Genomic DNA, 16138 nt, shown 5'->3' on the forward strand with positions numbered 1-16138 from the left:
CGGTTTACCGATTCATATCCCGGCAAATCTATCCGGACGCGCACCCAGCGTCCCCCTTCGTTTACAGGGGGCGATCCCCATTGCTTTGAGCTAGGATCGACATGGCAACATCCAGATGCGGACCGGCCCTGAGTTGATGGGTCTGCTATCATCGAAGGGAGGCGTATCGGGCGATGTCGGGAGGCGGGACGGCGAAAACAATTCTCTGCGTCGAGGATGAACGCCGCCTGCGGCAGGACATCATCGATGAACTGGAGATCGCGGGGTATAACGCGCTGGGAGCCGCCGATGGCCGGGAGGCACTCACGCTGCTTGATGCACGAAGGCCCGATCTCATTTTGTGCGACATCTCGATGCCACGCCTCGACGGTTTCGGCTTTCTCGAAACCATGCGCGACACGCGGCCCGATCTGGCGAACGTTCCCCTGGTTTTCCTCACGGCGCTGGGCGGACGCGATCACATCATCAACGGCAAGCGCGCGGGTGCCGACGATTATCTGGTCAAGCCGATCGATTTCGACCTCATGCTGGCAACCATCGAGGCCCGCCTGGGCCAGATCGAGCGGATCGGCCGGAAGGCCGAGGAGGATGTCGCGACGCTCCGGGACGCGCTTTCGGCATCCCCCTCCGGCAAGAGCGCCGGCATGGAGCGCATCCTCGACATGCTTTCATTCGGGGTGGTTCTGGTTTCCCGATCTCACGTAGTTTTTGCGAACCGGACGGCCCGTCACCTCCATGAAGCGGATGGCGGACTCGTCATTGGCAAAACGGTGTTCGCCCCATCGTCGCGGTTGAGCGGCGAACTCGCAACGATCATCGAAGCCGCATGCTCGGCGGCGAGCCAAGACCAGGATCATCTTGCCAGCCTGGGTATGCCATCATCAGGTGAGCATGATCTGCTGCTTACGGTCTGCGCGCTTCCACATGCGCATGATCGGGACGCCGGCGCGCCGCAGGCGGTCATCTTCATATCCGACCCGTCGCGACGCCCAAAGATCTCTGGCACGATTCTTTCCGAACTGTTCGGATTGACCCCCACCGAAGCAGATGTCGCTTGCGCGCTGGCGCATGGACGGCGAACCAGCCAAATCGCCGCCGATCTCTCGATCTCGCCAACCACCGTGGCTTTCCATCTGGGCAATGTGTTCGAAAAGACCGGAACTCATCGGCAGGCTGATCTTATTGCCCTCATTCTCACCGCGCTTGCGTCGATCGCCGCCCCTGATGCGGGCAAAGCAGGAGTCCGGCAATGAACAGGGGTATCCTTCCTGACATCGTCATGGGCATCGCGATACCGATTCCTCCAACTGCGTTACGCTTGCGGCCGAGCCAGGCCGCAGCGCTGAACTGGCCCGTCCGGGCTACAAGGGCTATCCACTACTGATCGATCAGAGATGGCGACCGAGGACGCGTACAATCGACAGTCAACCAATTGGAAGGGCAAATGAACGGAAAATGGGTAACGTCCCGCGCGATGGGTCAATCGGGGCGCGTGAAAACTTTGATAATCGTCTTTGTTCTGGGGCTATTACCACTGACGGCCCGTGCAGAAATCGACGGACACGGTCCCGACGCCTGGCGCGTGACGGGCGTTTCAGCAAACGACGTTCTTAACGCGCGCATGGGACCGGGCACGAACTACTCGGTAATCGAAACCTTCGGGCATGACGAGCGCGGCATGCAGCAGATCACCTGCGTTCCGTTGCTCTTAGCGGCTCACTATATGACCATGTCACAGGCGCAGATTGATGCGCTACCGCCGCGTTGGTGCTTGATGCGTTCTGCCGACCTGACCAAGGCAGGATGGGTTGCGCAACGCTTCATCAGACCGGATGACGCGGTCACTTCGTCTTCCGCAGATGGAACATATCAGGGGCCTCTGGAGACGAATTCTGACGGTGCGATGATCGGCGAGGCCGAAGCAATCGTTCGCGACCTTTATGAAGCAATGGCTCGTTTCAATGAAGGACAGGGTCCCTATCCACTTCGAGGTCCTTCGGCATCACGATATTTTACCTCCGATATCGTAGACATGTTGCAATCGGGGGGGCTCGGTGCGGACCCGCTCTACGGATCGCAGGATTTTGATGGAAAGGTTCTTCACATCGCCTCCGATCCCGATCAGCCGATGCTCAGAGGAATGATCACGATCGACGTCGATTTCATCAATTTTGGTCGACAGCAACGCGCCGTCTTCTCTATGCGGGTCGACACGTCATTGGAAAATGCACCTTTGCGCATCTTTCGGGTCGAGCACGAGGGCTGGTCATACCCATAGTTGGGTGCGGGGGTATCCGTTTACTACGAAGCCGAGGCCGCGGTGCCTGGCCAATTCCACCCCGATAACAGCCGTCATCATTCGATTGCCGCGCTGAGAATGGAAATCTTGAAATCGTCTGTCCGATCACCTTTGACGACAAGAGCCGTCGCCGCGACCTGGAATGCGCTGGTTTCAACAAGGCAGACGCCGTGTAGGACGTCGTAGATCTCGTAGCTTTTCTCAAGGCATTGGAATGTCGGCCGCTCCCAGTGCACCGTAAATTCGCGCAGGTTGGCGAAACCCGTATATTCTGCGAGAGCCCGCTCGATCTGTCCGTCGAGACCGCTGGCATCGAGGCCGAACAGGGTGTCAGGGGGCGATATGCTTGATGGCTGAAGAAACTGGATGCCGTCAGCCCATACCGACGTCGCCGGCAGACCGAGAAACGCGAATGCGACGATGACAAATCTCACTATGGCTCGCTCCATCATGGCTGCTCGCCACAATTGCCATTGAGGCAGGCCAACATATGCACCAATTCGTTCTCTGTCGGATCGGGCAGGATGCTGTCGTTGCATGGGTTGGCCGCAAAGGTATACGTTCCGCCATCGTCAAGAATGAACATCAGCGCGGGAGCCGGTCCCATCGGAATGGCTCCGCAATTGTCATCCAGGCAGGACGACGTGATGGTCAGCTCGAAACCTGCCGGCCTGTCGAATCCGTCAGGCCGTGCCACATATCCCTCGAAACGGGCGCGAAAAGAGGCTCTGGCTTGTGTTGCCCCATCGAATGACGGCACCGATTCGCTGGGCCGCAAGACGCCATGGACCAGAAAATAGGTCTCGGGTCGCTCGTGGTGGGATGAAAAGAAGCGCGCGATGTCCCGTTTCGGATAAGGACACGTCAATGCAATGGCGCTCGAGACAACAAACTGGCTCAGCAGCAGTCCCAGGCTGGCAATAGACAATCCCATTTTCATAAAAGGGCCCGCCGCACTCTTTCTGGGCAATTTCCAAGTTTCAATGTCCGACTCCTCCCGCGAGCCGCCAACTCCGCTGCAGCGTATTCAAGATTGACACGATTTTGTGTCGACTACAAAGGTGCTCGGGCAAGGCAACCAGCACGTCTACAATTCACCGCAACCTCTTGCCGGCGATCTGGTAAAAAGACACATTCTCAGCGAGGACACGACGATCTGCTCGAAGTGGCCTCGGTGGCTAACTCATGCCGCAATGGGACCGGGCGCTTTCGATGGCTTGCGCATGGCCAGTGGCAGGAAACTCCGACACCAGGGCCAAGTCACCAGCATTGGCGGCATTCTCGTCTTTGGCGATTCCCACGATGAACGACTCTTCGGACTGAAGAATCTCATCGACCCAGCTCTGCGCAACTCCAGCCACAAAGCCGATCGCATCAGGCTGCTGGGTGGAAATCACAGCCTCGGCAAGGAGGCCATAAGCCAGCGCATCCGTTTGCAACATTATCGTAGTGGTTTCAGCCTCGTCAGCGATTGTCTCGGATGTTTCCGAAAGGGGAACCGCCAGCAGAGCCGTCCAGTGATTGTCACCGGGATAGCAGAGGAGAGCGTAGAGCCCACTCTCGCCCTGAATATACGCCGTCCCGGACTCATCTCCCGAACTGAACAGCCATTCCCCCGCGATGGCTGGGCCGGCCAATAGAAGCCCGGCTAAAACAGTGGCTCTACTCGCCAACTTCGATCTCATCACCAACTCTCCTTCACGCGCCCTGCGGAGCTGGCAGTAGCGTATATGAGCAGCTACCCCAGCCTTGGATTTCGATTCTGATATCGCCGCCCGGTGCGTCGAACTCGACCATAGCGATACCTCCATTGGGAGCGGGCAACACAAGGAGCGCCAGAGGCTGCTCGGGTTCCGCGGACGTGACGACAGCGCGGCCCGTTTCATTGCATTCGAGCGTGAGGACTGTCGGTCCGGCATCCACGGCAACAACCGTCTCTTCTATCATCGAAGCCTCGTCCCAGTCCTGTGCGAGTGCGCCGTTCATCCCCGAGATTGCCAGCGCAGCGAAAACGCAGATTGAAATACCCATTTGGTTTGTCAGTTTCATTGGATTCCTCCGTGGCGGGTGACCGGGCCGGCTTCTGGATTTAGTCGAGCAGCGTTACAGCCGCATGCACCTGATCGATAATTCGCTTTGCACCGGGTTCTTGTCAGGTCCGACACGTCTGGCCGAGTGCAGAAGGTCATTAGGTCTCGCAAGCACTTCCCTTTTCTGCATAATCGACCTCCACGCCATCTACTGAAGTCAGATTGCGTTGGGCGCGCGCACTTGCCAATCACCCGCGCGGGTGAAGAAAAAATGCTATGTATTCGACCGATCGCCAGAGGCGCCACACGCAGATGGTCCTTACGAACCGCCGTTTGGCTGTTACGAATTATTGAAGATGCTTCAGGAATGTCTCCGGGACTTGATGAGCGGGTACGGAAACAGGCATGAATTCAAGTTTATCCGCCGTCGCTGTTCCGATACTGGTCACGTAAAAGAAACCTCTCAGACGCAGCGCAGATACACTCGGCACATATTCGCAACGTGCGCGCGCGAAGGGGGCGCCGCTCTCAATGTCCAGCATCATTTCGAGCAAAAGGTAATGGTTGGCAGGATCGGGCTTGCCCCGGATCGTGAGCCCACCGGACCGGGCGGCACTGCGCTCGACGTGCCCGCAGATCTGCTCATCGGTGGCGAACGTGCCCCCCTGCGTGACAATGCTCGCAAATATTTCTGATCGGGCGGCGTTCTTGAACGTCCAGTCCAGGTAAAGGATCGTCCTCTCCTGCGCTTCCCTGATGAGCCCCGCAAAGCGCTCCGCCGAATCCCGCTGCGAAAAATCGATCATGGCCACTTGTGCGGACCATCGGACCGTGCCCGCCTCCTGAGCCGCCGCAAGACTGGCCGATGCCGCCGCGCCAACCACAAGCGCCAGACAAAGCAACGTTCGGTTATGCATCGGCGTGGCTTCCCTCCCTGACCCGGCGACGCATCAACGGCCGGAATGACTGAATTGTCTCTCACATAAGCTGGAACCCCGCGATCCATATGGGTCCGACTCATGCCGGGTTATCATCGGAACGCGCATCCTTTCGAAACATCGGGTCATAAATCCTGTGCAGCAGCTCAACCTGTCCGCTGGTCCTGGTCTTGGCATATAAGCGTTTAAGCTGACTGCGGATTGTCTCGGGCGACCTCTCGGCCAGCGCTGCAATCTCCAGAACGCTTCTGCCCGAAACGATGCCCATAAGCGCACGCTGCTCGGCCACCGTCAGATTATGCATCCGTGCAAATCGTTCGAGGTCGAATAGGTCATGCCGCTGCACGACGCACGATGCAGATCGGTCAATCGCAGACCGTTTTGACTTCCTGAGCTTTACAGAAGCCATCTTCCGTTCATCCGAACGCCGATGAGCGTTCACGACGCATCGGCATAGCACTCAAGCGCATCGAGAATCTGGTCGTAGAATTCAATGGCGTTGCGATGATACCTTTTCGCATAAGCCGTATCGTAGTCTTCCGCAACATCGTCTATCGCTTCTTCTTCGCCACAAGTTTTCCGATCAGATGTATTGCACGACATGGCCCGCTGGTTGTTACCATTGTCCATGTCTTCAAGAGCCACGACAGACTCGCTTCTCCATTGCAGGACATTGGATTCAAAATCGTCCACTCCGCCATATCGCTCAATTTCTTCGGGGATATTTAAAATTTCGACTTGTTCTATGCATTGAGCGGCGGAGGCAGCAACCGGAATGAGAAGGGACAATCCGTACAGGATTGGTGCAACGACGCACCCGCAACTCTTCAATCCATGTCGCCTCATCAGGTCCAGTCCTCCTGAAAGTCGAGAACCAGACATTGACCGAGCTCATGGTCGGACTCGGAAAAGCACCATTGGACCGAGGTTTCTTCCCGGTAAAGAATGGCTTCGGGCGAGGCGGGTTGCCAGGAATTGTACTGATCAATCAGTATGCTGGCCTCGCCAAACTCCAATCGGCACGACCTCTTGTCGACTGTCGTGGCGGTCAGGTTATTCGAGCTTTGGTTGCCATACTCCGCCTGGAGGATGGTGCCGGACCCTACGTCGCACGAGTTGCTCAGATTGGTCCACGTTGCAATTTCAACCTGCCCGTTGGCAGCATCGGACCAGAAACTGATCGCGGTACATTGATCACCGACTTGGGCGGTATAGGTCCATATCCCGTCGAACGCTCCGCTGCATCCAGCAAAAGCCGGTCCAGCTAAAAGACTGGCTGCCGACGCCAGAAGAATTGCCCTCATCTTTCTCACCTCACTGTCGTGCCCTTTCAAAGGACAGCATGCACAGCCCGGTCCCGCCGCCAATCACCCTGGCGGGTGAGACGCGGTATGAGGTGTTGAATCAGACGGCTGTGCGGATCGGATCGCTCAGGCCCATGTGGCGCCTGTCGGCCACGGCAAGGGCGCCGAACGCGGGAGAATCGAGAACAGGCCTATCCCTGCCTGTAGATCGGATCATGTACCAACCGCACAAGATCGGCCTGTCCACTAACGCCGGTCTTAGCATAGAGCCGTTTGAGCTGAGAGCGGATCGTCTCACGCGACACCGATGCCGCTTCCGCGATCTCCAAGATACTCTGTCCTGCTACGATCCCCGACAGCGCGCGTTGTTCCGCTGCCGTGAGGGAAAACACTTCGGCAAAGCGTTCGAGATCGGCAAGGTCGTGCCCCCGGCCATGACGCTCCATCAGGATCACCACCGTTGGTCCTTCGAAATAGAGCGACACGCGATCTTTTTCGACACGCAGCAAGGTCAGTTTGAGGTCGCCAGAAAACAGGTTGTAGGATTTCGGGCCGTCGTACACCCGCTTCAGCATGGCCTTGAGAACCGCATGTGCTGACTCGTCGCGAAGCTCGAGTTGACCTAGCGGATTGATCCTGATGCCGCGACCGGCCATCTGCTGACCGGTGGCCGATATGGTTTTGACCCGGCCGTCCTCCCCGAGAATGACAACGCCGATATTGACCGCATCGAACAGAGACGCTCCAAGCGCAAATCCGGCCCATTTTCCCGCGCCCTGACGGTAGAATCGGGCTGCGCGATTAAGATGTGGCGCAATGCGCGACATCTGGTCGGAAAACACCTTGTTGGCGTCCGGATCGTCTCGCGAAGTCACTGTCGAAATGATCAGGGGACACGTTCCGCTCTTGTCGATCGTCACCCCGACCGAGGCGGCAACGTCGTTGGGCACCATCCAGTCCTCATAGAACTCGGTGCCGACCATCTCCTCGACCGGGACGATCTCATCAGAAATCACGCCCAGTCCGACCTTTCTGACAGCACAGGAATCCGACCACGGGTTCTGGTCTATATAGTGGGCGGCGTAGCTTTCGAGCTGGCCGGCCTCGAAACGCGCGGCCATGGCCAGATAGTCATCGGCCTGGTTCATGTTGTGCGAGAACATGACCGTGCGGCCATAAGGCGTATTGTCCGACAGCCGTTCGAGGAAATCCTGCCATGTCGTTTCCCCGAGCATGGCGCCATAGATGACGTCGATCAGTTCGTCGTCCTTGGCCAGTCCATAGTCCATTGCGAGCCCCCTCTGCCTGCAATTGCGGGCGGGCCGATGCTCGTCCGTCCCGATCACGTCCGATCCGGCCCCGCACCGCCTGCCGCACCATTCCGCAACCCCAGGGCGCAATTGCGGCCTTCAATCACCCGCGCGGGTGATTGCTTACCCTAACCAGACCGATACTCTTCGTCCAGATCGTGTCATACAGATCGGAGGCGGACGTCGTTGTCATGACAGTTCTTCGAGACGGTTCTCATACGATGATCTGGAGAAATGGACGACGGGCTCGGAACTCGAAGGGGTGATGTCTTTCTGTTCTCTGTCTCTTCACAAAAAAATGGAAACGCAAACTGCATACTCAAACGCTATGCTGAAATTCAACTATCAGGAGGGAATCCAGGCCATGTCGTTTTGTCGATCAGTATTACTCATTCTTGCCTGCGTCGGTTTGCCCGGGGTGAGCCACGCGCAGGAATGTCCCGAAACCGTGGCTGGAAACAGCATGGCTGATCTGATGGGCGAACATGGCGGCGCTCTGGGGCTGTTCGATTATGTCGAGGATGAGATCGCCGTCATCGAATTCTTCCTCGAAGAAGCGGACAACGCGATGGCCCCTGACACTCCCGATCCGGACGCCGTGGCCGCCATCGAGGCTCTGACGGCAGAGTTAAAAACCCAGCAGGCGATTTCAGATGCCGCGATCTGCCATGCAAGTGGATAGGGGGAAATAATGTTTCGATTGCTTGTTGCGCTCTCGTGTCTGTCGATGACGGGCGCGCTCTCGGTATGGGCGGCAAGCGCGCAATCGGTAGCGGTGCTGAAATGCGTGAGGTTCGATCCCAACCCGCAGGCAGATGAAACCCAGCATCTGGGCTGGCTGAAGAACATCTGCACCTTTCCGATTGCCGTGGTTCACGATTTCGGCCTGAACGCCGACGGAACGCCCAGGGACGAACCCTGGTGCAGCGGCCGCGCCAGCCATGGAGCCTCTCTTCAAGACGCGACCCTGCTTGACCCCGGTGAAACACTGGGGGTCGGCTGGACCCTCAAGGGCGTCGCGACCCAATTGCACGTTTCGGCCTGTTCGGTCGATACGAGCAAAAACAACGCCGTCTACATCACCCAGGAAGAGCCCGAATTCCGCTTTTCCTATCCCAGTTGCGATTACGAATGCCAATAATGCCCGCTCGGAGCCGTCCTTCCAATATTGCCAGATATGAGGAAACCATGTTCACCCGCCTGATTATCGCCTTGTCGGCAACTCTTTGTGCTTCAGTAGCCTATGCCCAGTCGGTGCCATCAAACACCGTGACCCTGTCGGGCCCGACGGGAGCCGACTGCCCCGAGATCGTGGCCGGGCAGATCAATATGCCCGACATCATCGAGCAGGCAGGCGGCGCTGAAAAGCTCTATGAACTGTCGCAGGCCCAGCTCGCGGAATACGATCGCTGGTTCGGAGAAATGGAGGCCGTGCGCGGGCAAGGTGTCCGAGAGGCGGAGATCGAAGCGCTGATCGCGCAAGGCAGGACTGCTCAGGAGGTCGAGCTGCAAATCTCCGAGGCAGCGCTCTGCTACATGGCCCAGTAAGCGGCTTTTAGACCCGCCAGATCCTTAATCGAATATTAAAAACCTTTCATCATCAATGACATCGTCGCATATCGCCCCGCCGACAGCATCACGCAACCGCCCGGTGAATCGGTTCATAGTCCGGGTCGGGCTGATGCACGCAGTTTCAAAAGCTGCCAGACGAAGGCTGGTTTTCAAGCTCGCGCTGGGCACCCTCTTGGCCGGGATGCTCCCTGGCCTCACGAATGCATCGATGTTTGATGACGGCAATGACCGGCTGAGCATCCTGGAGCTACATCACAAAGAGGAAAGTCTGCTGACACAAGAAGAACACGCCATCCTGCTGGCCGCAAACCGTTATGGAAATATCGGCATGTGCGGCGGAGCAAATGGAGGGAATGCATTTGTCATTCGCTTCAATGGCCGCCCTGCTGTGATCACAGCGGGCCATACGCTGATTGACGATGAGTCTGGTGAAGTGAAATGCGCTCACGAAGACGTGCGGCCGTCGTTCATGCCCAATGTCGCCCATTATGATCCACACACTCCGCGGACCGACGACGACTTTGTGCTGCGCCGCGTCGACCTGCAATATCCGCCAGTCAATCTCAAGGGATACATAGCGGCTGTCGAAACCGGCAATACGGGAGGTATGACCGCAGCCGACTGGCTGGTGTTCTTTCTCGACGAGGACATCACAACCGATATCATGCCAGATGGTCATCAGCGCGGGTTCCTCCAATATTCGTCCAACCGGGAGAGTTTCGACACGGGTCAGCTCTATCTGATCGGCATGCACAGGGACCTCGGCGACGGCATCGTCGTTCACTATCAACGATGCGACTACGCCAACCTGGCCAATCTATCCATTCAGCACGTCTGCGACACCCTTCCCGGCACAAGCGGCTCCATGCTGTTGTCGATGGAAGACGGTGAGCTGCGTTTCCGGGCGATACACTCATCGGGGCGGTTCAATGGACCGGAAGGAGCCGCCGATCGGCACATATTCGATCATGTTCCGCAAGACCGCTCGCAGTGGAACTCGGCCACTCCGGCGCTGCGCGTTTTTGAAGCCCAGGACCCCGAGTTCCGGAGGCTGCCATGAAACGGCTGCTTCTCAAACTGGTGCTGGGCACGTTTCTGCCAGTGGTGCTTCCAGGCTTTTCCAATGCGTCAATGTTTGATGACGGCAATGACCGGCAGAGCATACTGGAGCTACGTCACAAAGAGGAAAGTCTGCTGACACAAGAAGAGCACGCCATACTCTGGGCCGCAAATCTGTATGGCAGTATTCGGTTTTGTAACGGTGACCAGGGAGGAAATGCCGCCTTAATACGCTTCAACGGGCTCCCCGCCGTCATTACCGCAGGCCATATGCTCGTTGACAATACCGGCGAGCTCCTGTGCGATAAAACATCGGCCGCCGACGCGTTCTATATGCCCAATGTCGGCTATTACGATCCACACGCCCCGCAAGCCGACGACGACTTTGTGCTGCGCCGCGTCAGACTGCAATATCCGCCAGTCAACCTCAAGGAATACATCGCGGCTGTCGAAACCGGCAATCGAGGAGGGATGACCGCCGCCGACTGGCTGGTGTTCTTTCTCGACGAGCACATTACCACCGATGTCATGCCAGATGGTCATGAACGCGGTTTTCTCGAATACTCGTCCAACCGGGAGAGTTTCGATACAGGTCAGCTCTATCTGATCGGCATGCACAGGGACCTCGATGAGGGCCTCGTCGCTCACTATCAACGGTGCGACTACGCCAACCTGGCCAATCTGTCCGTTCAGCACGTCTGCGATACCCTTCCCGGCACAAGCGGGTCCATCCTGCTGTCGATGGAAGACGGAGAGCTGCGCTTCCGGGCGATACACTCGTCGGGGCGGTTCAATGGACCGGAAGGGGCCGCCGATCGGCACATATTCGATCATGTTCCGCAAGACCGCTCGAAGTGGAACTCGGCCACGCCTGCGCTGCGCGTTTTTGAAGCCCAGGACCCTGAATTTCAGAGGCTGCCATGATACCATCGGCGGCCCAAATCGGGGGGCTTGCCCTCGTCATCGCTGCCGGGCTTCCGCTTGCAGCAACGCCTTTTGCCGTTTCGGCCCGCTCCCTGCCCGTGATCCAGAGCGAGGACGCAGCCGGTTCGGGCCTTGAGGCATTTTGCGAAGCGATGAGCCGGTCGGCCGCCTGGGCCGAGGACTGGCAGTGCGTCCGGACGCGCATCTTCGAGGATAACCCGGTTCAGCGCAGCCCGGTGATCGCCCTGCGCGAGCGCGCCGAGGCCGGGGAGCCCCTCGAACCCGTCGAGCAGGCCATCCTCGCCGCAGCGCCGCGAGCGGGGATCATCAATTTCTGCAACAAGCAAAAGGGCGGCAATGCCTTCCTCATCCGCCACGATGGCCGCCCCGCCGTGGTCACCTCGGCGCATATGCTCACCGACTCCTCGGGACAACTTGCCTGCTCCGTCTCCGAGCTGCGCAACAGCACCTACATGCCCAACACGAGCTAATTCGACGACCGCTTCCCCGACCGGGACAAGGACTTCGTGCTGCGCGAGGTTGGCCTTGTCGCCCCGCCCATCAATCTGGAAGCAGCCCAGACGGGCAACGAGAGAATCCTTAACGAAGACGACTATGTCATTTTCTATCTGGCCGAAGACATCACCGGGGACGTCATGCCCGATGGCAGTGTGCGGGGGCATCTCGAACCGGCCTTGTCCCCGCCCAAGCGTGGAAACAGCGCCGTGCTGATGGGCATGGCCGCCGACATGCTCGATGGGCTGGTCCTGATTCATCAGCATTCGTGCCAGTATGACATCTACAAGACCGAAGTAAGCCATTCCTGCGACACGCTTTCCGGAACCAGCGGCAGCCTGGTTGCCATATTCGATGGCACAGCTCTAACCGCTCTGGGGCTTCACAATGCTTCACCGAGTGGTGAGACGGTAGCAGAATTACCGGCCGCTCCCGGTTTCTGGAATATCGCTTTACATATTGCCCATTTCCTCGGCCCCGCCAACGAGCAACTCCCACGCCCCGACCTCCTCGCCTTCGACATCCAGTTCGAGCTCAAGCAGGCCGGCTGCTACACTGGCGCACTCGATAATCTTTGGGGACCGGGCAGCCGCGATGCGCTCTCGCGTTATGCCCAGGCGTCGGGGCTGAGCTTGGATAGCCTCGATCCAACACAGGAAACCTTCGACACGCTGCGCGACCGGCAGTCGCAGGACCGGATTTGCTGAAAGAAGGGGGGCATATGAACAGGATCGGAAAGATTTCGGCGACCACGGCATTGGCGGCGACGATCTGCGCCCTGGCGCCGGCATCGGCCCACGATGCACCGTTCCATTCCGGGCTTTCCTCTATCGAGGCGCTGTGCCGCGATCTCTCCGCTGCCGCGGCCTGGGCCGAAGACTGGCGCTGCACCAATGCCGCCATCTTCGACAACGGCACCGAGCGGCAGAACATCCACGATCTGCGCCGGCAGGATTTCGCCAGCCTCACCGAAGAGGAACAGGCCATCCTGCGCGCCGCCGACAAGGTGGGCGCGCTCGGCCTCTGCAATGGCAGTGGCGGCAATTCGTTCCTGATCGAATTCGACGGACGCCCGGCGGTGATCACCAGCGCCCATCTCCTGATAGATGCAGAAACTGGAAGAGCGAGGTGCTCCGCTGAGGAATTGCGCGAGCAGATAAGCTATCTGCCCAACGCCAGCTATTACGATCCCGACGATCCCCAGGCAAACGAAGAGTTCACCATGCGCAGCGTCAGGCTGGTGACGCCGCCGGTCAACCTCGAGGAGGCGCACGCGTCCTTGATGCCCGGCGAAAGCGACCACTCCAACACCGCCGACTGGATGGTCATGTTCCTGCGTGAAGACATCAGCGGCGACGTAATGCCGGCCGGCCACGAACGCGGCGTTTTCGCCTATGCCGATCTCCCCTCGGCCAGTCAGGCAGCCGAAAAGCACCAGCAGGCAGGCCGGATTTTTTCAGGTCTGTATCTGATCGGCGTCGCGCCAGACCGCTATGATGGCCTCGCCACGAATTATCAGAGCGGATGCAACTATCGTCTCGATCATTTTACAGGAAACCCGGGCATCTTGATGCATGACTGCGCGACCATTCGAGGCTCCAGCGGTTCGTTTGTAGGTCTGATGCAGGGCAGCGAAATCCGGTTCACCGGCAGCCATCATTATTCCCTGGCGGGGAATAACCAGATGGAGGGCCCTTCACTTGAGCTCAGCCCGATCTGGAACAGTGCCGTTGCAGCTTCGGTCGTTGAAGCCGCCCAAACTGCCCCGCGCCCAGAGCTCCTCGCCTTCGACATTCAGTTCGAGCTGAAACAGGCTGGCTGCTACACCGGCGCGCTCGACAATCAGTGGGGCCCGGGCAGCCGCGATGCGCTCTCGCGCTATGTCGAGGCCAGCGGGCTGTCCCTCGATGGCCTCGAACCCACCCAGCCGACATTCGATCTCCTGCGCGGCCGGCGTCCGCAGGACCGGGTGTGTTGAGCGATGGGAGGGGCTTGTGAATAGGATCAGAAAAATCTCGGCGGCGTTGGCTTTGGCGGCGATGGTTGGCACGCCTCCGGTGCGGGCCGGGGAAACAGAGCGCCCCGCTGCTCCCGCGCCCTCGTCTATCGAAGCGCTCTGTCGCGAACTCTCCGCCGCGGCAGCCTGGGCCGAGGATTGGCAGTGCGTCCAGACCCGCATCTTCGAGGATAATCCGGTTCAGCGCAGCCCGGTCGTCGCCCTGCGCGAACGCGCCGAGACCGGAGAGCAACTCGAACCCGTCGAGCAGGCCATCCTCGCCGCCGCCCCACGGGCGGGGATCATTGTGTTGTGCAATGGTCAGAAGAGCGGCAACGCATTCCTTATCCGCCATGACGGCCATCCCGCCGTGGTCACCTCGGCGCATATGCTCACTGATTCCTCGGGACAACTCATCTGCTCCGCCTCGGACCTGCGCATCAGTACCTACATGCCCAATGTCAGCTATTTCGACGACCGCTTCCCCGACCGGGACAAGGACTTCGTGCTGCGCGAGGTGGGCCTTGTCGCCCCGCCAATCAATCTGGAAGAGACGGAGGCGACCAGAGAGAGATTCCTGAACAACAAACTAATGTACGGCAGTGGCGACGAAGACTATGTCATTTTCTATCTGGCCGAAGACATCACCGGGGACGTCATGCCCGATGGCAGTGTGCGGGGGCATCTCGAACCGGCCTTGTCTCCACCGGAGAGCGGCAACAACGTCGTGCTGATGGGCATGGCCGCCGACATCCTCAACGGGCTGGTGATGGTGCACCAGCACACATGCCGATATCATCTATACCGGACCACGTTGAGCCATACCTGCGACACGCTTTCGGGCACTAGCGGCAGTCTGGTGGCGGCGTTTTTTGAAGATGAACTGCTCGCTTTCGGCGTTCACAATGCGGCTTTTGACAATGAACGCTTGCCCGAAGCCCCAGTCACGCCGGGTCTCTGGAACACGGCCCTGCATGTGGCCCATTTCCTCGGTCCCGCCAACGAGCAAACCCCCCGTCCCGAGCTTCTCGCCTTCGACATCCAGTTCGAGCTCAAGCAGGCCGGCTGTTACACCGGCGCGCTCGACAATCAATGGGGACCGGGCAGCCGCGATGCGCTCTCGCGCTATGCCGAGGCGTCGGGCCTCTCGCTCGATGGCCTCGAGCCCACGCAGGAAACCTTCGACCTGCTGCGCGACCGGCGGCCGCAGGGACAAATCTGTAGCGGTTGATGCCGGAAAGGAGAGTAGCCGTGCCTGCCTTGAGAAACGCTGTTGCAACCTGCCTTGCACTTGCCGGAATCCTGGCCGCGCCCGCCGGTGCCGAACCGTTCGACTTCGATGTCGAATACACCGAATGCCTTGGTCAGCAAGAGTATGCCATTGGCGGCGCGATGGCTGGCGATTGTTTCATTGATCAAGCCCGCGAAATCGAAGCCGAGATCGAAACGCTTCTGCACCAGGTCTCCAAACGCTTCTGTTCCGCACAGGACCGCGAAACCCTCGACCGTGCCCAATCGCTCTGGCGCGAGCAGCGGGCCCTGACCTGCGCGTTCATCGAAGACACGCCGGGCAATACCGGCTCCTATATCGCCGGCGGCGCCTGCTGGCTCGATACGGCGCGAAAGCGCCTCGAAACGCTGCGCATCCTCGAAAACAACGGCCATGCCTGGTGCCGCGACATGCGCTTCGTCCCCGGACAGAGCCGGTTTGGCGACACGGCCGACAGGCTCGAAACCCTCTCCGGGCTCGAAGGGATACCCCCGATCGACACCCGGCACTGCGCCTATTGCGAACCGGGAGCCGATTGCAGCGAAGGGCTGTTCGCTTTCGAATATCCCGCATCAGGCGAGGACACGCCAGCCGGTCCGGCGATGGATGGCGCATTGCTCCATGCCTGTCATACGCCCGATGGCATCGCCTTCGAGCTGATTGCCGGACTGCACACCGAGCCGCGCCTCGTGCAAGCGCAGAAAGGCTGGCGGGCATTCGACTGGGTCGTCGAGGACGGAAAGATCGTCCTCACCGATAGCACCGGCACGACCATCTCATGGCCGGACAATTGATACCCATTGGGATGGGACGATGACGACACGGACGATTTTCGCATGCCTGAGAACGGCGGTGCAAAATTAGTCCACGGTAGCGGCTGGATTGTCCTGCTGCGGGCGGCTTAAAAGTCGTCCACCTAT

Annotated in this window: 21 protein-coding genes; 12 read left to right on the plus strand and 9 right to left on the minus strand. The window is 59.1% G+C overall.

What is annotated here, in order from left to right:
• Positions 1 to 173: 173 nt before the first annotated feature.
• Positions 174 to 1253, plus strand: a complete 1080-nt coding sequence (locus DVH29_RS14080) for a response regulator (RefSeq protein WP_114646831.1) — start codon at positions 174 to 176, stop codon at positions 1251 to 1253.
• Positions 1254 to 1444: 191 nt separating this feature from the next.
• The gene (locus tag DVH29_RS14085) at positions 1445 to 2278 is read left to right on the plus strand and encodes an SH3 domain-containing protein (protein ID WP_147276101.1); all 834 of its coding nucleotides are present in this window, start codon (positions 1445 to 1447) and stop codon (positions 2276 to 2278) included.
• A 77-nt stretch (positions 2279 to 2355) separates the two neighbouring features.
• Here DVH29_RS14085 and DVH29_RS14090 read toward each other — a convergent pair whose 3' ends face one another.
• The 9 genes from DVH29_RS14090 to DVH29_RS14130 all read right to left on the minus strand — a co-directional run bounded on the left by DVH29_RS14090 (position 2356) and on the right by DVH29_RS14130 (position 7860).
• Positions 2356 to 2733, minus strand: a complete 378-nt coding sequence (locus tag DVH29_RS14090; protein ID WP_147276102.1) for a hypothetical protein — start codon at positions 2731 to 2733, stop codon at positions 2356 to 2358.
• Positions 2734 to 2747: 14 nt separating this feature from the next.
• Entirely contained in the window at positions 2748 to 3239 is a 492-nt protein-coding gene (locus DVH29_RS14095; protein ID WP_114646834.1) for a hypothetical protein, read from the minus strand.
• Between the two features lie 238 nt (positions 3240 to 3477).
• Positions 3478 to 3984, minus strand: coding sequence for a hypothetical protein (locus DVH29_RS14100; protein ID WP_147276103.1), 507 nt, complete (start codon positions 3982 to 3984; stop codon positions 3478 to 3480).
• A gap of 13 nt (positions 3985 to 3997) precedes the next feature.
• Positions 3998 to 4348 carry a hypothetical protein gene (locus DVH29_RS14105; protein ID WP_147276104.1) on the minus strand — a complete coding sequence of 117 codons (351 nt, stop codon included), beginning with the start codon at positions 4346 to 4348 and terminating at the stop codon, positions 3998 to 4000.
• A gap of 328 nt (positions 4349 to 4676) precedes the next feature.
• Positions 4677 to 5246, minus strand: a complete 570-nt coding sequence (locus DVH29_RS14110; protein WP_114646837.1) for a hypothetical protein — start codon at positions 5244 to 5246, stop codon at positions 4677 to 4679.
• Between the two features lie 100 nt (positions 5247 to 5346).
• Positions 5347 to 5571, minus strand: coding sequence for a helix-turn-helix transcriptional regulator (locus tag DVH29_RS14115; RefSeq protein ID WP_245944992.1), 225 nt, complete (start codon positions 5569 to 5571; stop codon positions 5347 to 5349).
• Between the two features lie 134 nt (positions 5572 to 5705).
• The gene (locus tag DVH29_RS16240; RefSeq protein ID WP_147276105.1) at positions 5706 to 6113 is read right to left on the minus strand and encodes a hypothetical protein; all 408 of its coding nucleotides are present in this window, start codon (positions 6111 to 6113) and stop codon (positions 5706 to 5708) included.
• A complete protein-coding gene (locus DVH29_RS14125; protein WP_147276106.1) occupies positions 6113 to 6571 on the minus strand; it encodes a hypothetical protein in 459 nt (152 codons plus the stop codon). The genes DVH29_RS16240 and DVH29_RS14125 overlap by 1 nt, the downstream gene beginning before the upstream one ends.
• A gap of 191 nt (positions 6572 to 6762) precedes the next feature.
• Complete coding sequence (locus DVH29_RS14130; RefSeq protein WP_114646841.1) at positions 6763 to 7860, minus strand: helix-turn-helix transcriptional regulator; 1098 nt, start codon at positions 7858 to 7860, stop codon at positions 6763 to 6765.
• Between the two features lie 349 nt (positions 7861 to 8209).
• Here DVH29_RS14130 and DVH29_RS14135 point away from each other — a divergent pair, with 349 nt between their 5' ends.
• The 10 genes from DVH29_RS14135 to DVH29_RS14180 all read left to right on the plus strand — a co-directional run bounded on the left by DVH29_RS14135 (position 8210) and on the right by DVH29_RS14180 (position 16012).
• Entirely contained in the window at positions 8210 to 8563 is a 354-nt protein-coding gene (locus tag DVH29_RS14135; RefSeq protein WP_147276107.1) for a hypothetical protein, read from the plus strand.
• 9 nt (positions 8564 to 8572) lie between these two features.
• Complete coding sequence (locus DVH29_RS14140; RefSeq protein WP_147276108.1) at positions 8573 to 9022, plus strand: hypothetical protein; 450 nt, start codon at positions 8573 to 8575, stop codon at positions 9020 to 9022.
• Positions 9023 to 9069: 47 nt separating this feature from the next.
• Positions 9070 to 9429, plus strand: a complete 360-nt coding sequence (locus tag DVH29_RS14145) for a hypothetical protein (RefSeq protein WP_147276109.1) — start codon at positions 9070 to 9072, stop codon at positions 9427 to 9429.
• A gap of 133 nt (positions 9430 to 9562) precedes the next feature.
• The gene (locus DVH29_RS14150) at positions 9563 to 10513 is read left to right on the plus strand and encodes a trypsin-like serine peptidase (RefSeq protein WP_147276110.1); all 951 of its coding nucleotides are present in this window, start codon (positions 9563 to 9565) and stop codon (positions 10511 to 10513) included.
• Entirely contained in the window at positions 10510 to 11436 is a 927-nt protein-coding gene (locus DVH29_RS14155) for a trypsin-like serine peptidase (protein WP_114646846.1), read from the plus strand. The genes DVH29_RS14150 and DVH29_RS14155 overlap by 4 nt, the downstream gene beginning before the upstream one ends.
• Positions 11433 to 11927 carry a hypothetical protein gene (locus tag DVH29_RS14160; protein WP_114646847.1) on the plus strand — a complete coding sequence of 165 codons (495 nt, stop codon included), beginning with the start codon at positions 11433 to 11435 and terminating at the stop codon, positions 11925 to 11927. The genes DVH29_RS14155 and DVH29_RS14160 overlap by 4 nt, the downstream gene beginning before the upstream one ends.
• Positions 11928 to 11963: 36 nt before the next feature.
• A complete protein-coding gene (locus DVH29_RS14165) occupies positions 11964 to 12659 on the plus strand; it encodes a trypsin-like serine peptidase (RefSeq protein ID WP_114646848.1) in 696 nt (231 codons plus the stop codon).
• A 14-nt stretch (positions 12660 to 12673) separates the two neighbouring features.
• Positions 12674 to 13930, plus strand: coding sequence for a hypothetical protein (locus tag DVH29_RS14170; RefSeq protein ID WP_114646849.1), 1257 nt, complete (start codon positions 12674 to 12676; stop codon positions 13928 to 13930).
• Between the two features lie 16 nt (positions 13931 to 13946).
• On the plus strand, positions 13947 to 15179 hold the full coding sequence (locus tag DVH29_RS14175; RefSeq protein WP_147276111.1) for a trypsin-like serine peptidase: 1233 nt from the start codon (positions 13947 to 13949) through the stop codon (positions 15177 to 15179).
• Positions 15176 to 16012 carry a lysozyme inhibitor LprI family protein gene (locus DVH29_RS14180; protein WP_147276112.1) on the plus strand — a complete coding sequence of 279 codons (837 nt, stop codon included), beginning with the start codon at positions 15176 to 15178 and terminating at the stop codon, positions 16010 to 16012. The genes DVH29_RS14175 and DVH29_RS14180 overlap by 4 nt, the downstream gene beginning before the upstream one ends.
• Positions 16013 to 16138: the final 126 nt, after the last annotated feature.

This window comes from Pelagibacterium lacus (assembly GCF_003345525.1).
GTDB classification, from domain to species: domain Bacteria; phylum Pseudomonadota; class Alphaproteobacteria; order Rhizobiales; family Devosiaceae; genus Pelagibacterium; species Pelagibacterium lacus.